The organism is Alphaproteobacteria bacterium (assembly GCA_017302575.1).
Classification (GTDB): Bacteria; Pseudomonadota; Alphaproteobacteria; order Rickettsiales; family UBA3002; genus JAFLDD01.
In genome coordinates, this window is the sequence record JAFLDD010000001.1 from 1,586,704 (window position 1) to 1,613,422 (window position 26,719).

Here is a 26,719-nt window from a genome sequence, read left to right on the forward strand (position 1 = left end):
AAGCGCGTTATCTCTCATTATAAGCGCGACGTCAGATGCCATGTGCATGTAGGGGTGTAGCTCAACTGGCAGAGCGTCGGTCTCCAAAACCGAAGGTTGCAGGTTCGATTCCTGTCGCCCCTGCCAACTTTGTTGGCTTTTAAGTATCTATAATTTCAGCAAATCTTTAAGTCGATTTAGTATTGTCTGCGCCGAGAAATGTTGCGCGATGTGCGCGGCGCTTGCTTCGCCCATACGGGCAGTTTTGGCGGGGTCGCGTGCGAGTTCCGCTATCCGTGCGGCGCAGGCATTCACATCGCCTACGGGAATAAGATAGCCCGTTTCACCCTCGCGAATGATTTCCTGTGGCCCACCAGACTGTGTTGCAATGACTGCAACGCCTGCACCCGAAGCTTCGAGTACCGTGCGCGAGAAAGACTCAGAGACCGAGCAATTCAGGCTCATATACGCTGATTCGAGCAGGGGGAAGGTGTCGGCCACGAAACCACCAAACGTGACGCGGTGACTCATACCAAGTTGCTCGGCGCGCGCATTCAGGGCGTTACGATACTCACTATTTTTGGCGAGACCCATGTCAGAACCATAAAAATGTAGCTCAAGGTCTGGGTCATCTTGTGCAGCGATGGCGAAAGCTTCCAGCCCCATGTCTTGGCCTTTGCCTGCAATATAATTGCCGACATAGAGGATGCGCTTGGGCCCATTTGTCCAAAGCTGATGTTGGCGGGTGCGGCCCTGATAGATGTTGTAAATGACTTCTGGCTGCATGGCTGCGGGTAATATGCTGCGGATAAATTGTGATACGGCAACCATGTGATCGCTGGTGGCGCGCACAACCGCGAGAATGGGACGCGCTAGTGGGCCAGCAAATCGGCGCGGCTCGCAACGTACCCATGTGATAATTAGGCCTTGATAGTAGAATAGGCGCATCATGGCGCCTTGCAGTATATAGAAATCATTAAGCAGCAGACGAGTGGCGTGGTCGCGCTGCATCATACGACGTAATTTCCAACCACTAATAAGCAGTGCTGGCACATAACGCCGCAACACACTCACGCGCTTGGAGGGTGCATAAATAGGTAGGGTCTCTACGCGCCAAAAGCCTGTTAACTCGCTGGGCGGAATGGCGTGATCTTCGGGTAATACTAGTACGATACGTGCTGATTCGCGTAATGCTTGGGCGAAGTTACGCAGTGATGTGAATGAGCCTGTCACATTCCTCGCGGCATCCACGGCATAGATGATGGGAAGGGTGCTCATGGCAAAATCTTCTCCCGCGTTAGGCGCTTGGCGAAATATGCTTCGCCCGCTTCGCTATAGTGGTTACGATCTTTCCAATAGGTTTGTTCGCAATTCATGAAGTCGTTCTTCATATCGAGCTGAATGAGGTCAATTTGTGAGCGGTAGTGAATAGTGCTGCTGCTCAAGGCATCACTAATAGCGCTATCGAAGCCTCGAAATACGGCTTCTTGATTGGGCCTAAGAGTGAAGGGATAATCGCAGCCTCGCTGGATCACCATGGTTTCAGTGATCTCTGGCTCAAGGCGCGGCCCTAGCCAAGTGACGCGTGCAAACGGGGTGAGCTTCACCAGATAATCACGTGCGGCGTTAATGCTGTCGCGGTTGGGTGTGAAATCAGGGACGCGCGCGTCAAGCGGCAGGCCTGAAATCATATCTTGTGCAAGTGGTCGGCCATGCATATCGCGCAGCATTTCCCAGCCAGCTTGCTCATACATGATATGTTCGAAAAGGGATGGGTGACGCTCAAGCATCTTCAAGAATGGCAGGTAATTGCAGGTCGCCAGCGTTTCATAAGGCCTGCACATGCCTTGCGCAAAACCAACAAGGAATGGCGCATCCGCCAAACTATGGCGCATGACGTGAAAGAGATTCATGGCGTGCGAATCACCAATAATGGCAATCCCTTTACCGTATGTTTTGCTGCAGGCTGCAATGCGCGGTTCGTCGGCCTCGGTCAGTTGGTTGAGGTTGAATCTGCAATCGCCATTGTCATATTCAAAGCGGCGCGCCTGTTCTTTTTGCATCAAACTAAAGGCATTACGCTGAAATGCGGTGGCTTGTGCTTGCCATGCTTCCAGTCTGCCATGGGTTAGGTGGCCATGAACGCCAATACCAATCACCATCAACGCAATCAGTATGGCGACGCGCAGCCCCGTGCGGCCATTCACATAATGGCGATGCGCTTTATTGCGGAAAGGTTGCTCGACGAAGTACCATGTGAGTGCGGCAAGCAGTAAGGCTGCAGCAACGAGCGCCAGTAATGCAATCGTGTGTGTTTCATGAATCGTGCGGATACGCGCGAATGCAAAAATGGGGTGATGCCAAAGATAGGCACTATAGCTGATGAGGCCGATAGCAACGACAGGGCGAAGCGAAAGAGCGCGACCTACCCAGCTATCGGAGGTCGCGAAAAGAATAATCAGCGCGGTGCCTAACACAGGCGCTAAACTATAGGCGGACGGCAGGCGTATATGCTCACCAAGGGTGAAAAAGGATGCCAGAATAAGTGCCAAGCCAAGCATGGCAAGAAGGTTGTGCTTGCGCGGCGCATGCTGGTGATGCGCAAAAGCGCAAAGCGCACCAACCATCAATTCCCAAGCGCGTGTTGGTAGTAAAAAGAAATTGGCGCTAGGCATCATGCGTGACGCATATTCACAGGCGATGAAACTAATGACTCCCGCAAGCAGCATAAAGAGCATGGTAGGACGTTTACCAAAGCGCCAAAGCACGATCATTGCGATTGGAAAGAGCACATAAAACTGCTCTTCGACGCCGAGGCTCCATGTATGTAGTAGGGGTTGCTGCGCAGCATCTGCGGCGAAATAGCTGCTCTCACGCCAGAAAAAGATATTGGGCACAAAAAAGATAGTAGCGATTAGGCTGCGTGCGAATACGTCATACTGTGATGGGAGCATCCATGCCCATGCACCGATACTCGTGATAAGCAGCACGCAAAATAATGCGGGTAATATGCGTCGCGCACGGCGTTCGTAGAAGCGCGCAATGGAGAAAGTGCCGCGTGCTACATCATCTAGGATGATGCAGGTAATCAGGTAGCCCGAGATAACGAAGAATACATCGACACCCAAAAATCCACCGCTTAATCCGCTAAATCCCGCGTGAAAAAGTATCACCGGAAGCACCGCCAGTGCACGCAGGCCATCTATCTCGCTACGATATTTCATGAGGCGCTCAATTTTCTACCAGCAGTTTCCATGATGCGCCGACCGTTTCAAGACTGAAATCGGTCACACGTGCGCTACAATTGGGTGCATGGGGCTGCTCTAGCGCCTGCGCTAACGCATCCACCCACATGTGCTGATGATTTATATCGTCAATCCGAGGCATGAGAGTGCCATAGTCAGTATGTGTGATGCGATGAGTGGGGTAGGGGCCTTTGCTGGTATCATGCTTATGTAGAATCGCACGCGCACCCCATGGAGTATCGGCAGCGATGATAGGTACGCCTGCAGCCATTGCTTCAAGCAGCACGTTGGGGAAGCCCTCAGTGGCCGAAGTCAGTGCCAAGACACGACCCAGCGCGATAAATGGCAGAACATTCTTTTGATAGCCTGCAAAAATTACAGCATTTTGTGCTGGTGACATATCATCTGTTGCAAGGGCAAGGTCGCTACATTGAGTGCGCAGTGATTGCAACATGGGTCCATCGCCCACCAGTAGTAATTTGATGCCAGCTTCGCGCTTACTTAGTGCCGAGAATACGCGAATGAGGTGGTGAAATCCTTTTTCAACCGACAAGCGCCCAACCGCCACAATGACCTTTTGATTTCTCAAAGCAGCGTAGGCCTGAGGTAGCGGTTCATTCAAGCGCTCAGCGATAGCTAGTGGCTCAATGAAGGGCGAAATCACATGAATTCTTGATTGCGCATAGCTCGGTATTTCCTGCCTAAGACCATCTGACACCGGCACAATCGCCCCCGCGAGAAGATAGATGATAGGATCAATCACATAGTGAAACAGCCAGCGTTGCGCGCACGAACTAACGGGGTCATATTTACGTGAGCCGCGAATGGAGATGATACTGCGTGCATTCTTGCCAGCTAATACATTGACCATATTAGGCCCTGAAAGAAAGCTGATGGCGACATCGTGCTGCTGTTTGAGGCTGCGGAATGTGCGAATTCTGCGCCACCAACGCACAAACTGATTGCTAGATGCGGTGTCGAGCAATGTTACATGCACCTTTGCATCGAGTGGTGCGTGACCAGCAGAGTAAGTGCCTGTATTGGTAAATAGCGCAATCGTAACATCCATCGATTGTGCGAGGCAGTTAGCGAGGCGTATGAATGAAGTCTCTGCGCCGCCATAGCCTAATTGTGTGGTGAGCATCAGAATTTTCATGCTAGCCACCGTATGATTTTTGACCATGCAGCCTGCGATGCGGTGCGATTTAATGCCACATCACCTGCGATCTGTTCTTTGGAAATTGCTAGCATCGTGACAATAGCCTGCTGCCAAGGCTGATGATGCTCGATAAGCTGCGTGCTATTGCACAGCATCTGATGCACCTGTTCCATTTTGGGTTCAATGTTGAGTATGACGGACGGCACGCCCATACAGGCAGCGCAAATAGCACCGTGAGCGCGGCTGGTGATCAGCCCGTCTTGTGCAGCAATCTGTGAAGCAAAAGCATGGATGCTCATCTCTTCTGGGTTCCAGATATGCGTGTCGTAAGGGGCCAGAAGCGCGCGCATTTTGGGGTCATGATGCGCATCAAAAATAAAACCAGTCAGCGTATAATCGTGCGAAAGAGTGGCGAGTTCACTTTTGATTTTTTCGTAATCCATGCCGTTCCAGTCGCGCAGCGCAATTCCTAGTTTGGGCTTATCGGATTGACTTTTCTCGCGTGTAGGAGGCGCCCAGTTTTCAGTTAAGAATGCAAGGTCTGAGCCATGGAGTAGTTCGGCACGCAATATAGGTGCAAAGCGTTTGAGGTTGGCGGCGCTTTCATGGTCACGTAGCCATAATGCGTCGCATTCCGCAAGAATAGGCGCGCTGCGTAACATACGTGGCGAGCCTTTAGTAAAGGTGCCAACCCCGATGCCTAAGCCTATGCGTCGCTTGGCATGGATACGGTGCAGCCCCGTCAATCTGCGTATGACGCGCTCGAATTGTACAAAGGTGCTAAGACCGATGATCTGTACGCTTATTTCGAGGATACGCCTTACGATTCCATGGCGCGTGAAGTCAAAAAAAACGCCGCCGCCGCCGTGAACTATCACATCATAACGCGCATGGCGATTGGGTTTTTCTATCGCGATTCCGTTGAGCATCGTGCGTGGATAGTCACGTTGTGCATCCCCCACGATGAGGCTGATATGCGCACGGGGAGAGGCATGACGGAGCAGTTGGTAGGTTACGAGCATCAGCACATCGTCACCGAAATTGGCTTTGCCGTAATAACCTTCCATGAGAATGCGCTGATTCATTGCGCTACCAGACGGTTAAAATGTTGCAGCAATTCCGACGCAACATGGGCCGCAGCAAAGCGAGCAGGCGGCGGGGGTGATTGGGTTGGACGTGTGTAAATAAGCGTGTTTAGACGTGCAGCAAGCTCTTTCGTGTGTGCTGGCGCTACTGCCCAGCCATAACCCTCATGACAGACAGATTCTGTCGTGCTGCCTTTGGGAGTAATCGCCAGCAAGGGCTTACGCAAGGCAAGAGCCTCTGGTACTTTAGATGGCAAGAATGCAGAGGCTAATGGGTGGTGATTTTCGGGTTCAATACTAAGCAATACATCGGCTGCGGCTTGTGCAGCCATGACTTGGGCATAAGGCACTGCGCCGCGATAGGTGATTGTCTCGGGCAGGGCTTTAATCACCTCTGGAAATTGGCAATTGCCGTAGAAGGTAACATGAAGTTTGCGGCGTTGGTCTGGCTCAAGCATTGCAATTGCGTTGAGCAATGGCTCTGGCGAGCGGTCCCCGTAAAGATTGCCAGCATAGACAATATTTAGCACATCATTAGATGATGTGGTTGATGGGCTAGGTGCTGTAATCTCTGGCATGGTGTTGGGCGACACGCTGATTTTTGCAGCATGTTGCGGGTATTTGCGTTGGTAGAATTCGGCCTGTCCTTGCGTGGTGAGAGTAATATGATTGGCACGTGCGAAGCATGTTTCTTCCATCGCGTTTTCTATGTGTCGGGCAGTGCGATAGGGATTATCCACCCAAGGGTCACTCAGATGCATGATCCATGGAATACCCAATTTCTCTTGTAGTTTGATGCTGAGTAAGGCGGCGCTCATCGGGTAGGATCGTGAATATATAATATTAGGTTTTTGCGGAAGATTGCGGATGATTTCATCGCTTCTGCCAATTATCCAACTCAGTGTATCGGGTACATGAAACCGCCGCACTATGCGTGACGCGATGATGCGTTGCGCGATGCGATGCAGTGGCAAGGTGAGATAGTGATGGTCAAAATGCTGCAAGTTTTTTTGCAAGGATGCATCATGCGGTGTCCACCCCGTCATGACGGGTTCGACGGCGATAATGCGACCGCTAATCTTGGTATCCAGCGCTTCAAGTAAACGCCCAATCTGGATTGACTCCGCCGCATTGATGGGAGGAACATAGGGCGCTATGACAAGTGCATAGACCATTTACGATGCTCGTAAACTCAAATTAGCATGGGCATTTGCAGCCCAAGCACAGCCACAAAGTAAAACGATGTTGCGAATGGTCCAGATAATAGCGAGATAGAAAATAGCGGTGTCGAAGTCCATACCCTTGAAGTTAAGGTAGATGACGATGAGCATGAAGGCGCAGGTGCAGACTTCGAGCGTGAAGTGGGTTTTGACGCGGCGCGTAACGCTGAAAATCGACAATAGGCCCATCAGCGTAAAACTGCCAACAAATGGAACACTCAAGATAGATGCAATCTCACCCGCATGACCCCAAATATTACCAAAGACAAAACGGAAAATCGGTTCGCCGAAAAAGAAAATGGGGCTTAGTACCAAAGATCCTGCAAGCAAATATAACCCCATGGCGCGCCAGAGATAGCGGGCAAGACCTGCAGGATTAGTGTGCTCAATCTCGATGAATTTGCGATATACGACAGGCGCACTGGCCAGCCCGATAACGCTTGCAGGAAGTGTCAGGATTGAAACTGCCAGAATGTAATGGCCTGCCATGTCATGTGCAAAGAAGCTGGCGATGAAAATCTGAATTGCCAGCATCACTAAAGGCAGAGCCTGATGTGAGGGCGTGTTATACAACGCAAAGTCACGATAACGCTTAATCACTGTGAGGGGGTGTGGGCGGTTATTTAGGAGGTTGCGCCAATCGCGCCATGAGCGATCAACGGCCATTCGAATAACGGTTGCTGCGGTTGCCAAATGCCCAGCGGCGACTGAAGCAAGAATAAACACGGGGTTACTGCCAAACAATGCGCCCAATGCAATCGAGCCACTGCGCGCGGTGATGGGTTCGGCAATCTGTCCAACAGCGAGGCTGCTAAAATGTGCATGTTGTGTGGCGATACTCACCAACGTTTGGCGTATACCAAAACAGAAGACGAGAACGGGTAACAGCGCTAAGGTCAAAGGCTGTAGTTCCAGTGCGCCCGTGATGGCCATAACGAATGCGCCAATGGCAGAGAGTATTCCCAATAGCGTCACGACTAGGAACATGGTCTGCAGCAACTCCGTGCGGTATTGGGGATTTTTTTCCAAGGGATAGACATTGGCCATCGACATCATGCCGATACCGATAATCACTGTGGCCATCAGGTTGATGATACCAAACGAGGTATAATCGGCAGGTTCATAAAGACGCGTCATGAGTGGTGTTGTCACCATCATAATAACGAGCTGTACGCCGCTAGAGCCGACGGACTTTGCAATATCCGCAAAAAATTTGGAGGCAAGCTGCATGATGCCCTTACTATCGCCTCATGTGCTGCTATTTGCAACGATAGGATTTGTGTGTATTCTCGTTAATCTATCGCTGGGGACAATCACATGCCGATATGCTACAGTCGTAAGAGGGTGCTTCATGCCGTATGGCCTATGGATCTGACCTTATGGCCCATTTTGCATGATTTTCGCCATTCTGTGTTCCTGTTGCATCAGAGTAACTCGATATGAAGCGCGGTTTGGTATTTTCCAAGTATGATACGCTGGCGGCAGCCACGCGGCAGCGCATGGTACAAGCCATGCCTTATTTGGCACAAGAGGGCATAGAGCTGCAGCTTGCGCCATTGTTTGATAATGCGTATTTGGGCGGGTTTTTTGCACAAGGTAAGCGCCCTATTGCAGCAATTGCTAGTGCTTATGCCAAGCGCTTGATGATGCTTACACGCATGGGTGCGTATGATTTTATCTGGGTGCAATATGAGCTATTCCCCTATCTGCCGCTTGAGTGGCTGATACGACTGACAAATAAGCCTGTTATTCTGGATTATGATGATGCGATTTTTCATCAATATGATCAGCATCCCAACCCCTTGGTGAGAGCCGCGTTAGGGCGGAAATTGCAGGGTCTAATGCGTCGGGCAAATATGGCCTTTTGTGGTAACAATTACCTGCGCGAATATGTGGCACGTTATTGCAATCGCGCGGAAATTATCCCCACCGTTGTGGATGTGGCGCACTATACGCCCCCAATATCCAAAGATGCGAATGTCTTGCCAACGCTTGGTTGGATAGGTTCGCCCTCAACGTGGCGTTATTGTCAGACGATTTTACCGGTTTTGTCGTCGTTGGTTCATGCAAAACAAATGCACGTGCTGGTGGTGGGAGCAAATCACGCGGCGGATACGTCGCTCCCGTTTGAGTATCGCCTATGGTACGAGGCGCGCGAGATATCGGATATTCATGCTATGGATATTGGCATCATGCCGATTCCCGATGCACCATGGGCGCGTGGAAAATGCGGCTATAAACTCATCCAGTATATGGCATGCGGAATTCCTGTCATTGCGTCACCTGTGGGGGTCAATAGCGAGATCGTGCAACATGGCGTGAATGGTTTGCTCGCCTCTACGCCTGAGGAGTGGCAGGCTGCTATCAACCAACTGGTTGGTGACGCAGCGCTGCGCCAGCGCTTAGGGCAGGCGGGTCGCAAGACAGTGGAAGAGCGTTACAGCATTCAGCGCTACGGCCCAGAAATCGCACGGCTGATTCACGAGGTTTGCTGAGCAGCAAGCCAGCTTTGGAACATCAGTATATTCCACAGGCGATGCTCCATATCGCGACCACCTGATTGGTGTGCATTCCATAATTGCTGCACAGTTTGTGGGTTCAGATAACCTTGCCGTTTAAGCAAGTCTGGCGCCAGTAAATCTGCTGCCCAGCCCTTAAGTGGGCCGCGTAACCATTGCGCGAGTGGGATCGAGAAGCCTGACTTGGGGCGCTCAATCAGTGCCTCTGGCACGTAGCGATACAGCACTTGGCGCAGCAACCACTTACCTTTGTTGCCGCGAATTTTTTGATGCAACGGCATACGCCATGCTAGGGCGATGAGGTCTGGGTCGGTAAAAGGTGTGCGTGTTTCTAAGCTAACTGCCATGGAAGCACGGTCCACCTTCGCCATGATATCGCCTGGGAAATAGGTGAGCGCATCTTGCAGCATCATCCATTCAGCATAGTCGAGGTTCAGGCCTTGAAGCTTGGGGAGTAAATCGGGCGCATGACCGCCGATCACCAACGACTCTGTATGCTCATTAATCGAGCAGAGCTTGAGATAAAAATCTTCTGGCGTACGCGTACCAATTTTTTCGTAATAATTACCTAGCTTGCGCGCAAGCCGCGCTGCAGTAGAATTATGATTGGGCAAGAGTTTGCTGATAAGGCCCGTATGTAACTGCAGCATGAGCGCTGCTAGAGGAATACGTAACTGATGCGGCAAGAGATTAACGGTATTCCATATTGTGGGGCCGCGCACATAGCGGTTATAGCCGCCCAATAATTCATCGCCGCCATCGCCAGAGAGAGCGACAGTAACATGTTGGCGGGCAAAATGTGAGACGAGATGCGTCGGGATTTGCGAGGAATCGGCAAAGGGCTCGTCATAGATGGTGGCAAGCTGCGGTATCACCTCAAGCGCTTGTTGGGGCGATAGGTAAATCTCGTGATGTTCGGTGCCTAAATGCGCTGCAACAGCCTTCGCAAATGGCGCTTCGTCAAACCCCTGTTCGGCAAAGCCAATCGTAAAGGTTTTGATGGGACGTGTTGATTGCACCTGCATCAGCGCAGCGATGGTCGAGGAGTCGATGCCGCCCGATAAGAATGCACCAAGTGGTACGTCCGACATCATGCGTTCTTTGACGCATAGGCGCAGTTGTGCATCGAGCGCTTCAGTAGCATCGCTATCGGAAAGCGAACTGCGATGTTGCGTGCCATATTCTACGACCGCAGGCAGTGACCAATAGGGTAGTGGTGTTGCGTGTGTGTCGCCACGTTTCAGTTGCACATAATGGGCAGCAGCGAGCTTGTGTATGCCTTCGTAAATTGCATGGGGTGCTGCGATGTAGCTATAGCCCATCAACATATGAAGCGCGTTGCGATTAATGCTGGGCGACCAGTTCGGAAGGGTTGTGAATGCCTTGAGTTCTGAGGCAAACACGATGTTTCCATTCGCCCAGCCATAATAGAGCGGTTTCTCGCCCATGCGGTCGCGCGCTAAGGTCAGGCATTGCTCCTGCATGTCCCATATGGCGATGGCGAACATTCCATCGCATTCGCGTAGTGTGCGTTCAATGCCCCATGTTTCAATCGCCGCCAGTAACACTTCCGTATCGGAATGACCGCGCCATGAATAGTTCAGCCGCGCGCGCAACTCCTGATAGTTATAGATTTCGCCATTGAAGCTGATGACGTAGCGCCCCGATACAGCGTGCATTGGCTGGTGACCTTCGGGCGATAGGTCGATAATCGCAAGTCGGCGGTGAGCAAGGGCAATGCCTTGTTCGTGGCTGCACCAGATGCCGCCACTATCAGGCCCGCGCGTGTAGAGAGCGTCCCCCATGCGCTGGGCTAGGGATGGCAATGAAGCCGCATCCACCCTGTCACGTGCTATCAAAATCCCCGCAATTCCACACATGGCATTGTCCTGAGCATGTTTGCCCGCTAAAGTGACATTGTTTGACGGCGAACACTAGAAAAATGTCACGGTACTGATGCTTCCGTATTTCATCATGTTATTGATACCATCCTTGTTCGCCATGGTGAACCTCGGACGCCTGTCGATTGTTTTGTGGTACTTAACGTTTTTCATCTTTCTAGGCTTTGTCGGCTTCCGACTTGAGGTGGGGCCAGACTGGCAGCAATATCGCTATATTCACCAAAGCCTAGCCTACTTCAATTTTTGGGAAGTGATTGATCAGGCGGAGCCGCTTTCGTATCTGCTGTTCTGGACATCGCAGCGCACGGTGGATGGCGTGTATCTCAGTAATATCGTGGCGAGCTTCATCATGTTAACGGGTGTTTTTTGCTTTGCACGCCGTACGGCGAATCCGTGGTTGGCTCTAGTGGCGGCAACGCCCTATTTTATCATGGTCATGGGCATGTCGGGAATGCGACAGACCATTGCGGCTGGTATTATTCTGTTTCTGTTCTCGCGTTGGGAAACACGCAGCTTTATTCGTCGAGGTATCTATATTCTGATTGCTGCGCTCTTCCATACCAGCGCGCTCGTCAACAACCTGTTTCTCATTATTAAGCTGAATATCCGCCTGCGTTACAAGCTGATGTTCGGGGGTGTCATCTTGCTTGCAACGCTCTATTTGGGAACTGCAGTACCAATTTATGCGGATAACATTGCGCGCTATCAGCAGCGCTATCTGGAAGGCAACTTCATCGATCTATCCTTGGGATCGATTTACCATATTGCGATGATTTTTGTGCCTGCGGTGCTTGGGTTTATTTACCGCAAGCGTATGGCGGATACGGTTTACAACCCATCGTTGCTATCGTTCGGTTTGTATGCGTCCTTGACGATTCTGTTTATCAACTTGTTCTATCCAACGGTTGCTAGTCGATTGACCGTGTATCTCTATTTCTTGCCGATGATGGTGTACCCCGCGCTGGTGGTGACATTTGGGCGACGTGCGCAAATGATTAGTATCTTTGCGGTGATTACCTTCCACATGGTGATTTTGATGACATGGTTCCTATTTGGCAACCATGCCTTCGCGTATATTCCGTATAAAAACATCTTATTCGATGTCCCCAGTGTCTAAGACCCTTCTGATCTCGATTAATAGCTCATGGAATATTGTACATTTCCGTGCAGGGCTGTTGAATGCCCTGAAAGGTGCGGGTTATAGGCTCATTTCGGCTGCGCCGCACGATGACTATACGCCTAAGCTTGAAGCGCTCGTGCAACAGCATATCGATTTGCCAATGGATAATGCGGGAACGTCACCGTTTGCGGATATGATGCTTTTCATACGCTACGTGTTTTTGCTGCGCCGTACGCGGCCTGCGGCACTGCTGAGTTATACAGTGAAGCCGAATATTTATGGTGCACTGGCTGCGCGGTTATGGGGCATACCTGTCATTGCCAATGTCTCTGGCTTGGGGACAGCGTTCATTCGTAACACGTGGGTAACGTGCGTAGTGAAGCTGTTGTATCGTGCAGCATTTGCGCGGGTCCATACCGTGTTTTTCCAAAATTCTGAAGATCGTGATTTGTTTATACAGTCGCGCTTAGTCGTGCCTGAGAAGGCGTTGCTGCTTGCGGGTTCGGGCATTAACTTGCAGCATTTTGTGCCATCTAGCAGCACCGCCACTCCGCAAAGTTTTGTGCTCATTGCGCGCATGTTGTGGGACAAGGGAGTGGGCGAGTTTGTTGAAGCGGCGCGGCGTGTGAAGGCTAGCTACCCTGATGCGCAATTTACGCTAGTGGGTGCAATGGGTGCCAAAAACCAGAGCGCGGTTGCACACGAGGTTATGGATAGTTGGGTTGCCGAGGGGATTATAACCTATCGCGGTATGATGGAGGATGTGCGTTTGGTGATGGCACAGCATGCCTGCGTTGTTTTGCCCTCCTACCGTGAGGGTTTATCACGCGTGTTGCTGGAAGCCTCTGCCATGGGGAGGCCGATTATTACAACCGATGTGGCGGGCTGTCGTCAGGTCGTGACGCATGGAAAAAATGGGCTGCTATGCCGTGCGCAGGATGCGGCGTCGTTAGCAGAGCGTATGATAGAGTTCCTAGAATTGAGTGATGTGCAGCGTGAGCGCATGGGGCAAGAAAGCCGCGCTAAAGCCGAAGCAGAGTTTGATGAACAGCGCGTATTTGAAGCGTATTTGGAGCGAATCAGATCTCTTTCCTAGCGCGCTTCGTGCGGGTGCGGACACGCTTGGTAGGTTCAGGTGGCTTCTCAGCAGCTACGCAGAATGGCCGCTCATTTTGCGAAAGGCAAATGGTGATAATCGCGATAAATAGCGCAGCAATGGCGGGAACTTGTAAGGGGAAATCGACCAGCGAATGGAGCGCGCCAAGCGCGAGCACCGATAAGCCAAGGGTCGGTAGAACGTAGTATTCCTTGTGTTCGCGTACGCCACGATAAAGAGCGTAGCCAATCAAACCCACAACAGCGAGTAGTAGTATAAGTGCAGGTATGCCCATTTCAGCCGCGAACTCAAGATAGCTATTATGGGCCTTGTCGATGATACCATCAGAGGACACATTGGCTGGACGATAGGCTTGGAATGCACCAGAGAAGCTGCCTATCCCCGCGCCCAGAACCGGGTGGTGCGCAATGAGCGGCAATGTTGCGGCGTAAATATCAAAGCGTGAATTTGAATCCGCCCCTTGCATGGATAGCTTGTTGAGCGCTACTTGCCCGAAATTTAGGAAAATCCAAAAACACATGATAGCCATGATAATGCCGGCTGCAATAATGATGCCTTTACGCATTTCCGACTGAAGATTCATTTTGAACAAGATGGTGATACAGAGCGCTGCGCTGCTGAGGAATGTCACAATGATTCCGCCGCGTGAGCCAGTCATAAATAAACCCGCCATGGCAAGCAGCAGGGCAAACAGCAAGAAGCCGCCTTTAAGAATAATCGGCATGCTCAGTGTATCAATGAACTCGAGGAAGATTTTGTAGAATGCTTTTGGCGGGATTTTGACAAAACGAAATACCTGCGCCAATGCGACCAGCAGCATGACGCCCATATAGGTTGCGGCATTGTTGGGGTTCACAAAACCATGCGTATAGGAGTAAAAGGTTGTCATCGGCACACCTTCGCTGGTGGCCGCAAAAAAGGTAAGGGTGATGCAGAGTGCGCCACTAAATAACAGCCATTCCAGAAAGTGGCGGGCGCTTGCTTCTGTTGAGCCAATGCACAGTGCGAGAATAAATACCACGAGTAAAAATACGGTACGGCCAATGCTTTGTAGCCAAGCGGCTTTGTCCATAGCGAGGGTGGCGTTGATCTCGCCGCCACTAAGGGTGGAAAGTTCTTGCCAAAGTGCGGCAGTATCGCCCGATGGTGGAAAAGCCCACTGCAGCAAACAAATCGCGAAGATTGCGCCAAAGAACACTGTGCCCAGTTTTTTAAGCTGGCCATGAACCTGCGTGGTGGCGCGTAGCGCGAACCACATCATAGGAATACTTATCAGCAGCGCGATAGCAATCGTTGAATCATGCACGGCGCCTTTGGCAAGGCACAGCACCGAAAGCATGACAGCAAGTGCCTTAGCGACCGTGTTTAAATGTTGATTGATCGATTCAGCCACGCGCTAGTCGTTCGTATCGATAAGGCGGATGAGCAGTATGTCACGCACGACACCCAACAGCTTGCTGAAGTCGCTGAAGTTGCTGTTCGAGACATAGACAACGTCATCGTTACGCAGTTGAATTTTTTGCGCCAAGAATAAGCCCGTTGGCTCACCGAAGTTAAATCGATAAACGGTGGGGAGTGGCTCACCGCTCTTATAGCCATCAAGCTTTATGCCCATGGAGGTGAGTGTGTCTACGTTCTCGCGACGTAGCAGTACAACGGTGTTTGGTTCGGCCAATTCGCTATTGAGGCCACCTGCTTTGGATACAGCATCCGCCACGCTGACGGTCTCGGCTTCGAAGGCGAAGCGGCTATTGTTGTTCGTTGCGCCAAGCACATTGTAGTAACGCTCATCTTTTTTGGCGGCAATCAGGTCGTTAGGTTGCACGAAGATATTATTTTCTGGTTGTAGCAACAATGTGCTGAGGCGCGCCGTTGCTGAGCTTTTGCCACGCTGGAGGGTAATGAGGGTGTTGTAGTCATTGTTGCGTGGGCCGCCCGCGTTACTGAGTGCGTCGAGGATACGGACGCCGCCTTGGTCTAGGCTGAAGCGATTAGGCGAATTCACATCACCCATGACCGAATAGAGGTTTGAGGTGCGCTTAATGATGGTCACGATTACTTGGGGCTCAATCGCTTTATTCATCAGTCGGGTTTGGATATCGTGCTGAACTTCCGCCACGTGACGGCCATATACTTTGATCAGGCCATTATCACCGTCTTTGCCAGCGTAAGGAACGCTGATGCGACCCGTTTGGTCCACTTCTTGGTCGGGCAAGGTGATGTAGTTACCGTCACTAATCGTGCCGCTTGATGGAATGAACAATCCACCAGGACCCGCTTCAAAAATGGTGATACGCAATGTATCGCCTACACCGATCGCCATGGGAGCGGGTGGTTTGTTGTCAACGAATGCACCTTTGAAATAATTCGCGTCTTCTGCCGTTGAAAGCGTGTCCATCACTTTGCCATCAACATTCACGAGTACGAAGGGTAGGGCGCTAGCGCCTGTTTTGTCATCTGCTGGGCCAACATATTGCCAGCGCGCTTGATTGAAACTGTCAGGACGCGGACCGCCGCTTGGAACCGAATCACAACTGGTAAGCAAGAAGCTGGAAGCGGCAATTGCAAAAATGAATCGGAACGTTAGCGTTTCCAACCATGGTGATGAAGCCAATGTTATTGTGCGATTTCTCATGGTTAAGTGTATGTTCTTGTTATTGTGTTACTTCGATGCGCAATCCACTTATACTATACACTGTAAGTTGGTTAAAAGTATAGTTTTTTTGCGAACGCTAGGCGCGGCTACTACAATCTTTACGACCTGTTAACTAAGGTTAACCGTAATAACTGCGGTACCAATCAACAAATTGCTGCACGCCAAATGCCACGCTGGTTGCGGGTTTGTAACCTACCGCTTGTTGCAGCAATGTCACGTCTGCGAAGGTGTCGGGTATGTCGCCTTGCTGTAATGGCAGTAATTCGCGGGCGGCTTTCTTACCTAGGGCTGACTCCAATGCTTCCACGTAGACACCAAGATTTACAGGCGAGCTATTACCGATATTAAACAGTCGGAACGGTGCGTAGCTGGTAGCTGGGTCGGGTGCTGCAGCATTCCAGTTCGGGTTAGGCTGTGCGATTTGGTCGCTTGCGCGTATGACACCTTCGACAATGTCGTCAACATAGGTGAAATCACGTGTGTGATTGCCATGATTAAATAGCTGGATAGGCTTATTCTCCAAAATATTTTTGGTAAATAGAAACAGCGCCATGTCGGGTCTGCCCCATGGACCATAGACCGTGAAGAACCGCAATCCCGTTGTCGGTAGGGTGAAAAGATTGCTGTAAGCATGTGCCATTAATTCATTGGCGCGCTTGGTTGCAGCATACATGTGCAGTGGATGGTTGACGCCATGCTGTTCGGAAAACGGCATGTGCGTGTTCGCACCATAAACGCTGGAGCTTGATGCGTAGGTAAGGTGCGGCACGTTGTGGTGACGACATGCTTCGAGCATATTGAGGAACGCAACGAGGTTGGACTCCACATAATCTTCGGGATGCGAGATGCTGTAGCGCACGCCCGCTTGTGCAGCCAAGTGAATCACGCGATCAAATTGATGGTCACTGAAGCAGCGTGTCACCGCTTCTTTGTTACTTAGATTGGCGCGGTAGAATTGATACTGACCGTGGGGCGCTTCCTTTTCCAGCACGGCAAGGCGCGCTTCTTTCAGGCGTGTATCGTAGTAATCATTCACGCAGTCAAATCCCACTACGTGGTCGCCACGCTTAAGCAACGTGCGTGCTGTGTGGAATCCGATAAAGCCTGCATTACCAGTGACGAGTATCTTCATGGCTTGACCTTGGGCTCGGCGACGATGCCGACTTGGAAACTAAGATAGGGGAATGGTCGGAATGGAATCCCCGCGACCGCGCGAATATGAAAATGCTGGCTGAGCTGGTTAATGAGCGTATGGTAGTTAAACCCCTTATGCTCAAAGCGCCGCACCTTCTCGGTTTTGCCAAGCGTGGACCAGAAAATTTCGGCAAGCGTGTAACTTTCAGTTTCACCGCTTTCAAGCCCTGCAATGCTGCGCTTCACCAGATGCTTGGCGAGAAAGACAGGGCCGATTTCGACGGGCACGCTGATCAGTAATTTTTTGCGTGTCACGCGGGCAAGAAATTCGATGTAGCCGCTTAAGACTGCGTCGGGGATATGCTCGATGGTTTCGAGCGCAATTGCATAATCAAAGCTGCGGTCTTTATAGGCCGCCAAGTCACCAGCAGAACGCGCGATGAGCAGTTCCATACTCTTATCGTCATAAAAAGTGGTCTTGGCGCTTTGCAAGCCGCCTTCCCAATCCGCATCTGCGCCTACATAGGCCGAGGGCTTGGGCAAGAATTTCAAGCTGCGGCAATCAAAGCAACCTAGCTCAAAGAGTGTGTAGCTATTCGCAGCTTCTCGAATATGCTTTTTGAGCCAGTGGAATCGCATGTGGTGCAGATAGCTTCTGGGGCCGCCAGAAAAGAGCTTGTCGTTATACTGGCTCATGGGCGGTGGTGCCTTTATTCAGTATCGGTGTTTTGCGACGATCTTCTTCAAGCACGGCGAGCAACGTACGCAATAGGATTTTGATATCGAGCCATAGTGACATGTTTCGTATGTACCATGCATCTAAAATAAGCTTTTCCTGAGGGGTGAGCGCATCACCACCATGAATCTGTGCCCAGCCTGTGACACCTGGCCGCACACTCAGGCGAACTTCACCGCCTTCTGGTTGGTCGTCAGGTAGCAGGGGGCGTGGGCCAACAAACGACATCGTGCCCACCAAAATATGCATGAGTTGAGGCAATTCATCCAGACGCAAACGGCGCAGCAATTTTCCTAAGCGTGAGGTGCGCATCTCGTCGCCCGATTTGTGCAGCAATCGGTCTTCGCCTATCTTGCGACGCGCTTGACGCATGGTGCGGAATTTATAAAGCTTGAAGGGTTTTCCATGCAATCCAGGGCGCTGCTGCCAGAATAAAATGGGCAACCCAACGTCGAGTAATACTGCTATTGCGGCGAGTAGCATGAGTGGTGCGAGAGCCACAAGCAAGATGATGGCGCAAACCATATCGAACATGCGTTTTACATAGGGGTAGAGGCCATTAGGCTTTTCAAAATGATGTTTGGGGATGGTGCCAATTTCTTGATAATAATCAGCGATTGTTTTAGCGGTTTCTGGCTGCAATTGCGGGCCCATATGTTTCGCAAAATGAACGACCTCTACCACGCCGCTTCGACCAAGCTGATGCAGCAGCACTACGTCGGCCTCGCTTAATTCATCCATCAATTCCGCAAGTACGATTTGCCCAATTTGAATGCCATGCACGTGGAACTCTTCCATCAGGCGAGGTATGTCAGACGGGGTGCCCAAAATCGTGTGCTTTTGGAACATGCGGTTGGTGAGGCTTTCGTCCTTATCCACTAAGCCTGCGACTTGAATCGGCTGGCGGCTAATACGTTTAATGAATTGCAGATATAGCTCGGCAGTGTGGCCCGCGCCGACCACGATTACATGCTGCTGGTGGCTGGTTTTATTGGCGGCGTGGCTGCGTGCGGGACCAAAAAGTTGGCGCGCCATCAAGCGTGTGCTGACCATACCAAATACGGCGATTGCCCAATGCAGGGGTGGTACGGAGCGCGGCATCATGTCGAGACGGTTGACGAGGAATAGCCCTGCGTTGGCGAGTACAACAACTAAGCCGACTGCAATCACGATATCGGCGATTTCAGAGGTCGAGGTAAAGCGCCACATACCTGTGTGCAAGCGCATGAGCGGCAATACACAAACCGTGCCGATAAATGTTGCGAGTAGCAATGTGTAGATATCGTCGGGGCTACCCTCTTGAATGAGCGGGAATCCATGGCGCAAATAGAGCGCCACGACAAGCGCAGCACAAATGCACAGAGTATCATAAGCGAGGTAGAGATACTTTCTCATGGCGTGCAGTTTATAGCGTCTATGGGTGAATGTCTATAAAGCCTAGCGTAGGCTGTAAATATCCTGACCGCGCCAGACGCGTTTCTCGAGGATTTCAAACCCTGCGTTATGCAAAATAGATTCAAACGAGTTCTTCGAGAGATGGTTAACCCAGCCACTACGCATACGGGTGGTCATGCATTCCAAGCAATCGGTTGGCGCGTAAGAAAGGATGCAGGTGGTGCAGTTATCGCGCACATAATGCAGTAATTTTTGCACATCGTGAATATATTCTAGTACGCCCGAGAAGACGATATAGTCATATTTCTCGGTCAGTTTAGGTGTGGTGACGTTGAGGTCGGCCACAATAGTGTTGGTCGAGCGGGCAATAATATCCGCAGGTTGATAACGGCAGCCTTGTGGCAAGAATTCACGCAGACGTTCTTTACCTGCGCCAAATTCCAGTATGGAACTGTTGGGCTGAATCATGCCGGCGATGAGTGCCGTGCGCTCTACCCAATCATCATGGAGGCTTTCAGGTCTGCCCCATCGCGCAACGCCATGTGACTTTGCCGATTGCCAGCGCGAAAAGACATAGTCGATCGGTGAAGCTAGAAAGCTTTTCAGATGTAGAAACGACGAACTGCGCTGCATGTTAGGGTCTAATAACATTGCCATAATCTATACCCCAATCTAGGCGTTTTTCCAAGTATGTTTACGATGCTTAGGGTGCGCGTGTCGCGCTTGGTTGACCTAACAAACCCAGCAACTCAGCCTTAGAGCTAACCTGTGCTGCTGCGATGACGGCATCGGTACGATTAGAATGTGCCACCTCTAATGTTGCCAGATCACGTGTGATAGTGCGCTGCCCATCCGCATCCAGCAATTGCACAAAAGGTAGAATGAAGATGAGTCGTTTTTCCGCGAGCCATGACTCGCCGGGCGCTACCTTGCCTGACATGATGTAGGCACGTGCTGAGCGTTTGGTAAATCCTTCGCGGTATACATTAATCATCGCTAGATCGAGCCACGCTTTACCGTTGGTGGGCGAGCAGGCAAGCAGATTAGTGAGGGCGCCATGCACGGTATCAAGTGCGTCGGCCTCGGCATTAATGTCGGTAGATTGCATCACACTGTCGGTGCGTAGTGCAAGTAGCAAGGCTAGGTCTTCATGAAGTGGTATATTGCAGGGTAATATGTCGATCGCATGATTATAGCTGGTGATGGCTGCATCAATCACCTTCATGTCCGTTAGGCTGCCTTCACCGCGAATCTGCTCGATGAGGTTGCCGTGCTCTAGGCGAATTTTCTGGGCATAAAGTGCTGCGAATGACCAGACAACGCACACTAAGCTTAGTGCAGCAAAAAGGGTGCGGCGTGCGGTGCTCATGAAGGCTGGTGATGGTAATAATAGTAGTAGTTGTAGTTATAGTAGCCGTACTTACTGGCTTTCTCTGTATCTACCAGCGTGAGCAACGAGCCAACGGTTTTGTTAAATACTTCAGGGGCGCGGTGCAATGCTTTGCTCACGATGCTGCGGTCGGTCTTTCCCCAATGTGCAAGGAGAATGAAGCTATCAATCGAGTTCGCAATCATGCGCGCATCAACGATATTCATGATTGGCGGCAAATCGATGAGGATGACGTCAAACACTTGTTTAAGGTAATTGATCAGCGCGTGCATTTGACCTGAGGCAACGAGATTCAGGTTGGAAATTGATGTGGTGGTGCCTTTAGCAGGAATGAAGAAGAGATTTTCTTGTCCCGTCTTATGGCAGATTTTAGCAAGGTCCATCAGCACCATGCGCTCATCTTCCTGACCGAGGCGCGAGGCTAATTCATAAAATCCTGTCGTGCCGCCTGAGAGGAACCAATGCGTCAAGCTTGGACGGCGGAAGTCGCAATCAATCAACGCTACGCGTGCGCCCGTTTTTGCAAGGTGCTTGGCAAGGAAACACGAGGTGATTGACTTGCCTTCACCAGGGCGCGCCGAAACGAACGAGATCACTTTCGCTTCGTGGCCTTCTTTTTTATCGGCACTGAAATGCGTCGCCAATTGAACGTTACGCATAATCTCGGTGATGATACCCGTTTGCTGCTCGAGCGGTTTGGTGATTTCAGCAAAACCACTTGCATTAAACGTGTTCGATAATTCGGAGACACTGATGTCCTTTGTGGACCAGCGTTTGGTGAAGTGAACCACCTTTTCGCGGTCGAAGGCGATTTTTGGCAGCATGCCAAGGCATGTGCGCTGTGCTGCGGATTCAATATCCTCTGCTTTCCAGAGGAATTTCTCGAACTGCTCACGCAGGAAGGCAAAACCGATACCCACTAAGCTGCCGAGTAACAGCGCAATCGCCAACACCATTTGCTTATCAGGCCAGCTTGAAGAGAGCGGTGGCGTTGCGTAGCTGATGATGCGTGCGTGGATAGATGGCAGCGTTTGCTTCTCGATTTCCTCGTTCGATTTATCGAGCATTTTGGTGTAGAGATTGCGCGTTGAATCAGCGCGGCGCTGCATATCACGTAGGGCAATTTGGCTGCGGCCGCTCACAGCGCTGGTGCCTTTAACTGCGTCCAATTCCTGTTGTAGGCTCAGTTCTTTCGAGCGGGCGATTTCGTATTCATTCTTATAGCTTTCCGCGATACGGCGATACTCGCTCCAGATCAGGCTCTGGATGTCCTGCATTTGCTGAAGCAGGTTGCGATAGGCTTGGTGATCTCTGCTTTCGCGGCGGAGAATTTCTTTCGCAAGGCGCGACAGATCAATGTATTTGCTGCGCAGTTCGCCAATCACTTTGTTATTGAGAACGTCGCTGGTCGCTGTTTCAGGATTACCAACTTTGATGATGTTCTGAATGTTGTCGTAACGCGCTTTTGCTTGAGCACTTTCTGCGCGCGCAATAATCAGGTTGCTATTCAGCTCGGAAAGCTGCTGGTCGGAAAGCAGCGTTTTTTCACCTGTTTGCACAATGTTGTTTTCGGCTTTGTAATCCTCAACGGCTGATTCGGTAGCTGTCAGTTCTTTCTGCAATACACCTAGGCGCATTTTGAGCCATTTGTTGGCGCGGTCGGAAGATTCGTACTGCGCTTCCATTTCTGAATCGAGATAGGTTTCAGCAATCAGGTTAGCGATGTTTGAAGCAACTTGAGGATTTGGCGCGGTGTAGCTGATAGCAATCACGTAGGTGTTACGAACGCGGCTAACATTGAGGCCGCTCATGAATCCATCGAGCATTGCTTGCTTGGTGCGCTCACCCTGAGCTTTGGCTTTATTCGCGTCGTCGGGGCCAAAAATTGTCTCTTTCAAAGAATCGAAAGGGCTTTTGGTTGGTGCGGCAACGGTTTCGTATAATCCCGCTTTTTGCGCGACCTTATCCATCAGTCGGCGCGACTTGATCACTTCGATCTGGCTATCGATAATCAGGTTTTCTTGGAAGGTCACGCCACCAGCAATTTGCTGTGGTAGCGCACTGTTATTTTGTCTTGGGTCTACCAGCAATGATGCTGTGGTGGTGTAGCGCGGTGCAGAGAACATGATGTAAACGAGGCCGAGCATCAGGCCAGTTACGACACAGAACAGAATTAGTTTTTTATGGCGCTGGAGTACGGCAATAATTTCCCGGAACGACAGCAAATCGTCCATCTCAGGGAGCTGAGCGGGTTTGGCGGCAAGCGGTGTTTCGTTAAGCAGTGCGAGCTTCATGGTATCGGATGACCTATTCTTATACGCTTTACCTCAAACCAAATTCATGAACTAGTTCATTGCGTTGGGCTGGTGGATACGGCGCCATTTTTCTCTTTGTCTGATGCTATAATGGCAACAATCGTGCCACGTCGCTCAAAAAACTCGTAATTTCCTTTATTTCCAGTACGTTTGAACCAGTTTGGAACGGGTTGACCAATGCGTGCTGGACCAACGCGACCAGCATTTTGTGGAAGCTCCAAACCGACATAGTCATTACTCAAAGGAACAGGGGGTAGGGGTTCGGGCATGATGAGCGGTGCGTTTTGCACATAACCTTTTTCGAGTGCACGAAACGTGGTCTTATACCATGGGTTATCGGCGCGCAGCGAGCTGCTGGCAATGGCGGCAGAAACTTCGGGTTGTGTGCCACTAATCAGACGCATACTGCGTGCAACGCCCGCACCGATCGCTGCTGCTTGGTCTGGCGTGGCGTCGGTAATGATCGTCATGATGGATTGAACGATCGAGGGCTGTTTGCTGACCAAATCCGCCACATAGCGCGCCATTGCGGTGCCTGCTTGCGGGAAGCGGGCGAGTAGGGCAAGTGGCTGCGAGCGATAGTCGGTGACTTGCTCAAGCGGTGTAGTTTCAAGGGTGAGGAATTTTTCGATATCCTGAGATTGTGCTGCAGAAAGCGGTGCAGACAGCACGAACAGATACACGCAACTCATGGCAACTGGGCGACGGTACATAAGCTTCCTTTGGGTTAGGATTCTCTCACTTTGGGAGATAAAAATCAATCACTCTCCTCAACCACCAATACGCGACGTTCGTCGCCTTCAAGTACCAGTGCGGCAAGGCTGCTTTTGGCAGCAATGCTGATATCCAAATTGGCGCGATTAGGTAGAATTTCTGCTGATGTTACAGGCGTATGGCCATGTACGATGTAGTGGTTAAAATAGCCTTTGTAGTTCAGGAATGGACGGCGAATCCAGAGCAGGTGTTCGGGCTTTTGCTCCTCAAGTGGCAGGCCTGGAATAATACCCGCATGGACGAATAAATAATCTCCCAAGCTGGTACGCAAAGGCAGGTTCTTATAGAAGTCGAGATGCGCTTGTGGGATGGCGCGGGCGAATGCATCACGCAAGGCTTTGAGGCGCTCGGGCGACATAGATTCAGGCATGGGAATGCCGTATGAAACAAGGGTGGCATAGCCCCCAAAGTTTGCCCAATCGCGCAGGATATTGGGGTCATCTAGGAAGTGCAGCAATGCTTCCTCGTGGTTGCCCATCAGGCAGATGCGCTCATGGCCTTTCGGCGGTGGCGCGATCAGCAGATCAACGACGTCACGACTCTGCATACCGCGATCAATGTAATCGCCTAAGAAAATCTGTACGGTGCGTTGTGAGGCGTGCTGCGCAGCGTCCTCTTCTATTGCGGCGAGCATTTTCTTGAGCAATGACGCGCGGCCATGAATATCGCCCACTGCATAGGCGCGCACACCTTCAGGCACGCTAAAATGACGCGTCGCGATCGGTGTTGGCTCCGCTTCAGGAGCAAAGAATTTTTTGATCCGTGCAATTGACATGTGCGCAAGACTAGCGACAGTTGCACGATTAGGCAAACGCTACTGCAGCATGATGATGTGGCGCCTGCTTTGTGCGCTGTGTGTAGTGCTGGGCGGGCGCAATATATTGGCCAAACGGAATCGTTGTTAAGTCGCCGTTCTCAGGATGAATTTGCAAGAAAAATTTGGTGAAGCCTTCGTGCTTGGGCGCGATATGAAACTGCACGATATTATCGTGACGTGCGATGGGGTGACAATGAATCATGCTCGTGCCATCTTTGCTGAATCCAACAAGATGCGCATCGGCGCCCATAATCGGATGAAAATAGGTGATGGGTTTTCCATGTGCATCGCGCAGATCAATGCTCCACGTGTTCTCAGTACCTGCACGCAAAGGTGAGTTGCCGTTACAGTGAATGATGACATCGCCTGCTTTGGCATGATTTTGATGGGCGATGACAGGTTCGATGCTGCGTAGTTGCGCATCGCTCGGCACATCGGTCTTATGCTGTGTGGGTGCTGTATCGCCACGCAGCGTGAATTCGTTCCATGCATGGTATGCTTCATGCGTACGCGGAGTGAAGGTTGTTTCCCACTGCTCGGTGTTCGGATTATATTCAGGGTGAAGATGGTGATAGTCCGTGAGTGATTGATTCACCACCATCGTGTGTAGTTTGCGTGTATGTGTTGTTTCGATCGCGTGCGGCGTTAATGCTGCGCCAGTCTGCTGGTCACGTAGTGCTATAGAAAGTGCGCGCGAACCGTCTGGTAAGTGTTGCGCAAAGGTGCTTACCTGAGGCGTGGGTGATGGTTTGGATTTTTGCCCCACAAGCAACGTGCCAAGAATCGGTAGCGCTGCCACCCCACAACTAAATAGGTGCGGCACAAGTGCGATGAGGCCACCAACATTCCCAGCGCTTGCACCATGTTGCATAGCGACGCCGCCAAGTGAGTCGCGCATGGTGGTAATCATCTGTAGTTGATTGGCACCGAACAACTCAGCAATAAAGGTGATGCCAAGGCTTAAACCTGTCAGCAAGCTAGGCAAGCTGATGAGCATGCTCGTTGCGAGTGATGCGTAGCGTACGATTTTGCTCCAGCGAATTTTTTCGTGACCTGTTTCGCGTTTTTCCAACCAGTTGGCGAGTAGCATACCGCCAATACCAATAACCCCTGCACTGATTGCCGTTGTGAGTGCGCCTGCAGTAATGGATGCGCCCATCATGTTCACGGTTTCTGTGGAAGTAAGCGCAGAGCCAATGACGGGGACTTGCGAGAGTGCCGTTTGCAATCCACCAGCCCAACCCGAACCAAGCGCACCTGCCGTGGCTGGTTGACCAATAAGTGACATGGCTGCGTGCCCATGCGGTGCATTGATGGGCGTGCCAAGCCCTAGAAACGGCAATAGATACGGCGCTAAGGTAATGGCGCTGACAACGCCAATGCCCCCTAATATCCAAGGAGTGAGGGCTTCGTGCTCTTTGTGCTGTTCATCTGAATGTTGGTTATGCGATGCCACGACTATCACTATCTATTGATGCTATTGGCCGACAATTATCACGTGCTTCGCGCACGTAGGATTGTATGGCGCTATCTGGTGAGGGGTATCCATCAAAGCTGCGCAACAGTAGGCGATTTTGATCGAGCACGCTGACATTACCGGCTGAGTCAAGACCTAGGCGTGCCGTTGCCGCGATAAAGGCATCGTTTGGCAAATGCAGCACCCGCCCACTTTGGCGAATCACAAACTCTGTGGCACCAGGTGGAATATCACCTGCTGCAAGCGGTGCCCCACCTAAATTGACATTGATATAGACAAGCTGAAGGCCATTCTCACGCGCTATGCGCACATAGCGTTCGTGCGATGTGCTGCATCCCGCAAACGCAGCGATCAACAGGTAGCGCGGCTCGCACGTAGCTGGAGCTGGTGGTACGCGCTGCTGTATCGGTTGTAGCAAGCTTTCAGGCGCCTGCTCGTGCGGGGTGAGTGTGCGCAGATTCTGTGCTGCAGATTGTGCAGCCGCAGCCGCCGACGCGGATAAGGCCAGTTCAATAGTCATAATGACTCCGTACAAGTGAGTGATTGACTATCTAGCATCCCCCCCCAAAACGGTGTATGACAGTTGGATGACATTTTATGTCGGCGCGGTTGGCAAAAACACCGCTTGCATTGCCCCTAGAAACCCCCTATATGCTTGCCGCGCACACCCCTAAAACGGT

Annotated in this window: 22 protein-coding genes and 1 tRNA gene; 4 read left to right on the plus strand and 19 right to left on the minus strand. The window is 51.2% G+C overall.

Annotated elements, in window-relative coordinates; all coding sequences use genetic code 11:
• Positions 1–50: 50 nt before the first annotated feature.
• Positions 51–126: transfer RNA gene (locus J0M34_08100), tRNA-Trp, on the plus strand.
• A 21-nt stretch (positions 127–147) separates the two neighbouring features.
• Here J0M34_08100 and J0M34_08105 read toward each other — a convergent pair.
• From J0M34_08105 to J0M34_08130, 6 genes are read right to left on the minus strand one after another with little or no spacing between them, the layout of a single operon-like run.
• The gene (locus J0M34_08105; protein MBN8544210.1) at positions 148–1,257 is read right to left on the minus strand and encodes a glycosyltransferase family 4 protein; all 1,110 of its coding nucleotides are present in this window, start codon (positions 1,255–1,257) and stop codon (positions 148–150) included.
• Positions 1,254–3,203 carry an acyltransferase gene (locus J0M34_08110; protein MBN8544211.1) on the minus strand — a complete coding sequence of 650 codons (1,950 nt, stop codon included), beginning with the start codon at positions 3,201–3,203 and terminating at the stop codon, positions 1,254–1,256. Before J0M34_08110 ends, J0M34_08105 begins: the two co-directional genes overlap by 4 nt.
• A 7-nt stretch (positions 3,204–3,210) precedes the next feature.
• Positions 3,211–4,380: a glycosyltransferase gene (locus J0M34_08115; protein ID MBN8544212.1), complete on the minus strand. Its 1,170-nt coding sequence runs from the start codon at positions 4,378–4,380 to the stop codon at positions 3,211–3,213.
• Positions 4,377–5,468, minus strand: coding sequence for a polysaccharide pyruvyl transferase family protein (locus J0M34_08120; protein MBN8544213.1), 1,092 nt, complete (start codon positions 5,466–5,468; stop codon positions 4,377–4,379). The genes J0M34_08115 and J0M34_08120 overlap by 4 nt, the downstream gene beginning before the upstream one ends.
• Complete coding sequence (locus J0M34_08125; GenBank protein ID MBN8544214.1) at positions 5,465–6,643, minus strand: glycosyltransferase; 1,179 nt, start codon at positions 6,641–6,643, stop codon at positions 5,465–5,467. The genes J0M34_08120 and J0M34_08125 overlap by 4 nt, the downstream gene beginning before the upstream one ends.
• Entirely contained in the window at positions 6,644–7,918 is a 1,275-nt protein-coding gene (locus tag J0M34_08130; GenBank protein MBN8544215.1) for a hypothetical protein, read from the minus strand.
• Positions 7,919–8,127: 209 nt separating this feature from the next.
• Here J0M34_08130 and J0M34_08135 point away from each other — a divergent pair, with 209 nt between their 5' ends.
• Complete coding sequence (locus J0M34_08135) at positions 8,128–9,183, plus strand: glycosyltransferase family 4 protein (protein MBN8544216.1); 1,056 nt, start codon at positions 8,128–8,130, stop codon at positions 9,181–9,183.
• On the opposite strand, the gene asnB is transcribed toward J0M34_08135, so the two are convergent.
• Entirely contained in the window at positions 9,168–11,087 is a 1,920-nt protein-coding gene (gene asnB / locus J0M34_08140) for an asparagine synthase (glutamine-hydrolyzing) (GenBank protein MBN8544217.1), read from the minus strand. The two genes, J0M34_08135 and asnB, sit on opposite strands and share 16 nt — an antisense overlap.
• Positions 11,088–11,208: 121 nt before the next feature.
• Between asnB and J0M34_08145 the strand changes: the two genes are divergently transcribed.
• Together J0M34_08145 and J0M34_08150 are read left to right on the plus strand one after the other, a co-directional pair.
• Positions 11,209–12,225 carry an EpsG family protein gene (locus tag J0M34_08145; protein MBN8544218.1) on the plus strand — a complete coding sequence of 339 codons (1,017 nt, stop codon included), beginning with the start codon at positions 11,209–11,211 and terminating at the stop codon, positions 12,223–12,225.
• Positions 12,218–13,324, plus strand: coding sequence for a glycosyltransferase family 4 protein (locus J0M34_08150; protein ID MBN8544219.1), 1,107 nt, complete (start codon positions 12,218–12,220; stop codon positions 13,322–13,324). The genes J0M34_08145 and J0M34_08150 overlap by 8 nt, the downstream gene beginning before the upstream one ends.
• Here J0M34_08150 and J0M34_08155 read toward each other — a convergent pair.
• The 12 genes from J0M34_08155 to J0M34_08210 all read right to left on the minus strand — a co-directional run bounded on the left by J0M34_08155 (position 13,308) and on the right by J0M34_08210 (position 26,559).
• The gene (locus tag J0M34_08155; protein MBN8544220.1) at positions 13,308–14,738 is read right to left on the minus strand and encodes an O-antigen ligase family protein; all 1,431 of its coding nucleotides are present in this window, start codon (positions 14,736–14,738) and stop codon (positions 13,308–13,310) included. The genes J0M34_08150 and J0M34_08155 overlap by 17 nt on opposite strands.
• Before the next feature lie 3 nt (positions 14,739–14,741).
• Positions 14,742–15,980, minus strand: coding sequence for a polysaccharide biosynthesis/export family protein (locus tag J0M34_08160; protein ID MBN8544221.1), 1,239 nt, complete (start codon positions 15,978–15,980; stop codon positions 14,742–14,744).
• Between the two features lie 139 nt (positions 15,981–16,119).
• A complete protein-coding gene (locus tag J0M34_08165; protein ID MBN8544222.1) occupies positions 16,120–17,133 on the minus strand; it encodes an NAD-dependent epimerase in 1,014 nt (337 codons plus the stop codon).
• A complete protein-coding gene (locus J0M34_08170) occupies positions 17,130–17,831 on the minus strand; it encodes a hypothetical protein (protein MBN8544223.1) in 702 nt (233 codons plus the stop codon). Before J0M34_08170 ends, J0M34_08165 begins: the two co-directional genes overlap by 4 nt.
• A complete protein-coding gene (locus J0M34_08175; protein ID MBN8544224.1) occupies positions 17,818–19,266 on the minus strand; it encodes a sugar transferase in 1,449 nt (482 codons plus the stop codon). The genes J0M34_08170 and J0M34_08175 overlap by 14 nt, the downstream gene beginning before the upstream one ends.
• 42 nt (positions 19,267–19,308) lie before the next feature.
• Entirely contained in the window at positions 19,309–19,923 is a 615-nt protein-coding gene (locus tag J0M34_08180; protein MBN8544225.1) for a methyltransferase domain-containing protein, read from the minus strand.
• Positions 19,924–19,969: 46 nt separating this feature from the next.
• Positions 19,970–20,635, minus strand: a complete 666-nt coding sequence (locus J0M34_08185) for a hypothetical protein (protein ID MBN8544226.1) — start codon at positions 20,633–20,635, stop codon at positions 19,970–19,972.
• Complete coding sequence (locus tag J0M34_08190; protein ID MBN8544227.1) at positions 20,632–22,950, minus strand: polysaccharide biosynthesis tyrosine autokinase; 2,319 nt, start codon at positions 22,948–22,950, stop codon at positions 20,632–20,634. The genes J0M34_08185 and J0M34_08190 overlap by 4 nt, the downstream gene beginning before the upstream one ends.
• A gap of 56 nt (positions 22,951–23,006) precedes the next feature.
• Positions 23,007–23,684, minus strand: a complete 678-nt coding sequence (locus J0M34_08195; GenBank protein ID MBN8544228.1) for a hypothetical protein — start codon at positions 23,682–23,684, stop codon at positions 23,007–23,009.
• A 44-nt stretch (positions 23,685–23,728) separates the two neighbouring features.
• The gene (locus J0M34_08200; GenBank protein ID MBN8544229.1) at positions 23,729–24,520 is read right to left on the minus strand and encodes a serine/threonine protein phosphatase; all 792 of its coding nucleotides are present in this window, start codon (positions 24,518–24,520) and stop codon (positions 23,729–23,731) included.
• 28 nt (positions 24,521–24,548) lie between these two features.
• Positions 24,549–26,018: a hypothetical protein gene (locus J0M34_08205; protein ID MBN8544230.1), complete on the minus strand. Its 1,470-nt coding sequence runs from the start codon at positions 26,016–26,018 to the stop codon at positions 24,549–24,551.
• On the minus strand, positions 26,005–26,559 hold the full coding sequence (locus J0M34_08210; protein MBN8544231.1) for a hypothetical protein: 555 nt from the start codon (positions 26,557–26,559) through the stop codon (positions 26,005–26,007). The genes J0M34_08205 and J0M34_08210 overlap by 14 nt, the downstream gene beginning before the upstream one ends.
• Positions 26,560–26,719: the final 160 nt, after the last annotated feature.

Bases quoted from the DNA above. Each gene is read 5' to 3' on its own strand.
- J0M34_08165 (MBN8544222.1), bottom strand. From the start codon at position 17,133: ATGAAGATACTCGTCACTGGTAATGCAGGCTTTATCGGATTCCACACA.
- J0M34_08125 (MBN8544214.1), bottom strand. From the start codon at position 6,643: ATGGTCTATGCACTTGTCATAGCGCCCTATGTTCCTCCCATCAATGCG.
- J0M34_08135 (MBN8544216.1), top strand. From the start codon at position 8,128: ATGAAGCGCGGTTTGGTATTTTCCAAGTATGATACGCTGGCGGCAGCC.
- J0M34_08210 (MBN8544231.1), bottom strand. From the start codon at position 26,559: ATGACTATTGAACTGGCCTTATCCGCGTCGGCGGCTGCGGCTGCACAA.
- J0M34_08175 (MBN8544224.1), bottom strand. From the start codon at position 19,266: ATGAGAAAGTATCTCTACCTCGCTTATGATACTCTGTGCATTTGTGCT.
- asnB (MBN8544217.1), bottom strand. From the start codon at position 11,087: ATGTGTGGAATTGCGGGGATTTTGATAGCACGTGACAGGGTGGATGCG.
- J0M34_08195 (MBN8544228.1), bottom strand. From the start codon at position 23,684: ATGTACCGTCGCCCAGTTGCCATGAGTTGCGTGTATCTGTTCGTGCTG.
- J0M34_08160 (MBN8544221.1), bottom strand. From the start codon at position 15,980: ATGAGAAATCGCACAATAACATTGGCTTCATCACCATGGTTGGAAACG.
- J0M34_08170 (MBN8544223.1), bottom strand. From the start codon at position 17,831: ATGAGCCAGTATAACGACAAGCTCTTTTCTGGCGGCCCCAGAAGCTAT.
- J0M34_08105 (MBN8544210.1), bottom strand. From the start codon at position 1,257: ATGAGCACCCTTCCCATCATCTATGCCGTGGATGCCGCGAGGAATGTG.
- J0M34_08130 (MBN8544215.1), bottom strand. From the start codon at position 7,918: ATGCAGCTTGCCTCCAAATTTTTTGCGGATATTGCAAAGTCCGTCGGC.
- J0M34_08145 (MBN8544218.1), top strand. From the start codon at position 11,209: ATGGTGAACCTCGGACGCCTGTCGATTGTTTTGTGGTACTTAACGTTT.
- J0M34_08185 (MBN8544226.1), bottom strand. From the start codon at position 20,635: ATGAGCACCGCACGCCGCACCCTTTTTGCTGCACTAAGCTTAGTGTGC.
- J0M34_08110 (MBN8544211.1), bottom strand. From the start codon at position 3,203: ATGAAATATCGTAGCGAGATAGATGGCCTGCGTGCACTGGCGGTGCTT.
- J0M34_08180 (MBN8544225.1), bottom strand. From the start codon at position 19,923: ATGGCAATGTTATTAGACCCTAACATGCAGCGCAGTTCGTCGTTTCTA.
- J0M34_08200 (MBN8544229.1), bottom strand. From the start codon at position 24,520: ATGTCAATTGCACGGATCAAAAAATTCTTTGCTCCTGAAGCGGAGCCA.
- J0M34_08120 (MBN8544213.1), bottom strand. From the start codon at position 5,468: ATGAATCAGCGCATTCTCATGGAAGGTTATTACGGCAAAGCCAATTTC.
- J0M34_08115 (MBN8544212.1), bottom strand. From the start codon at position 4,380: ATGAAAATTCTGATGCTCACCACACAATTAGGCTATGGCGGCGCAGAG.
- J0M34_08190 (MBN8544227.1), bottom strand. From the start codon at position 22,950: ATGAAGCTCGCACTGCTTAACGAAACACCGCTTGCCGCCAAACCCGCT.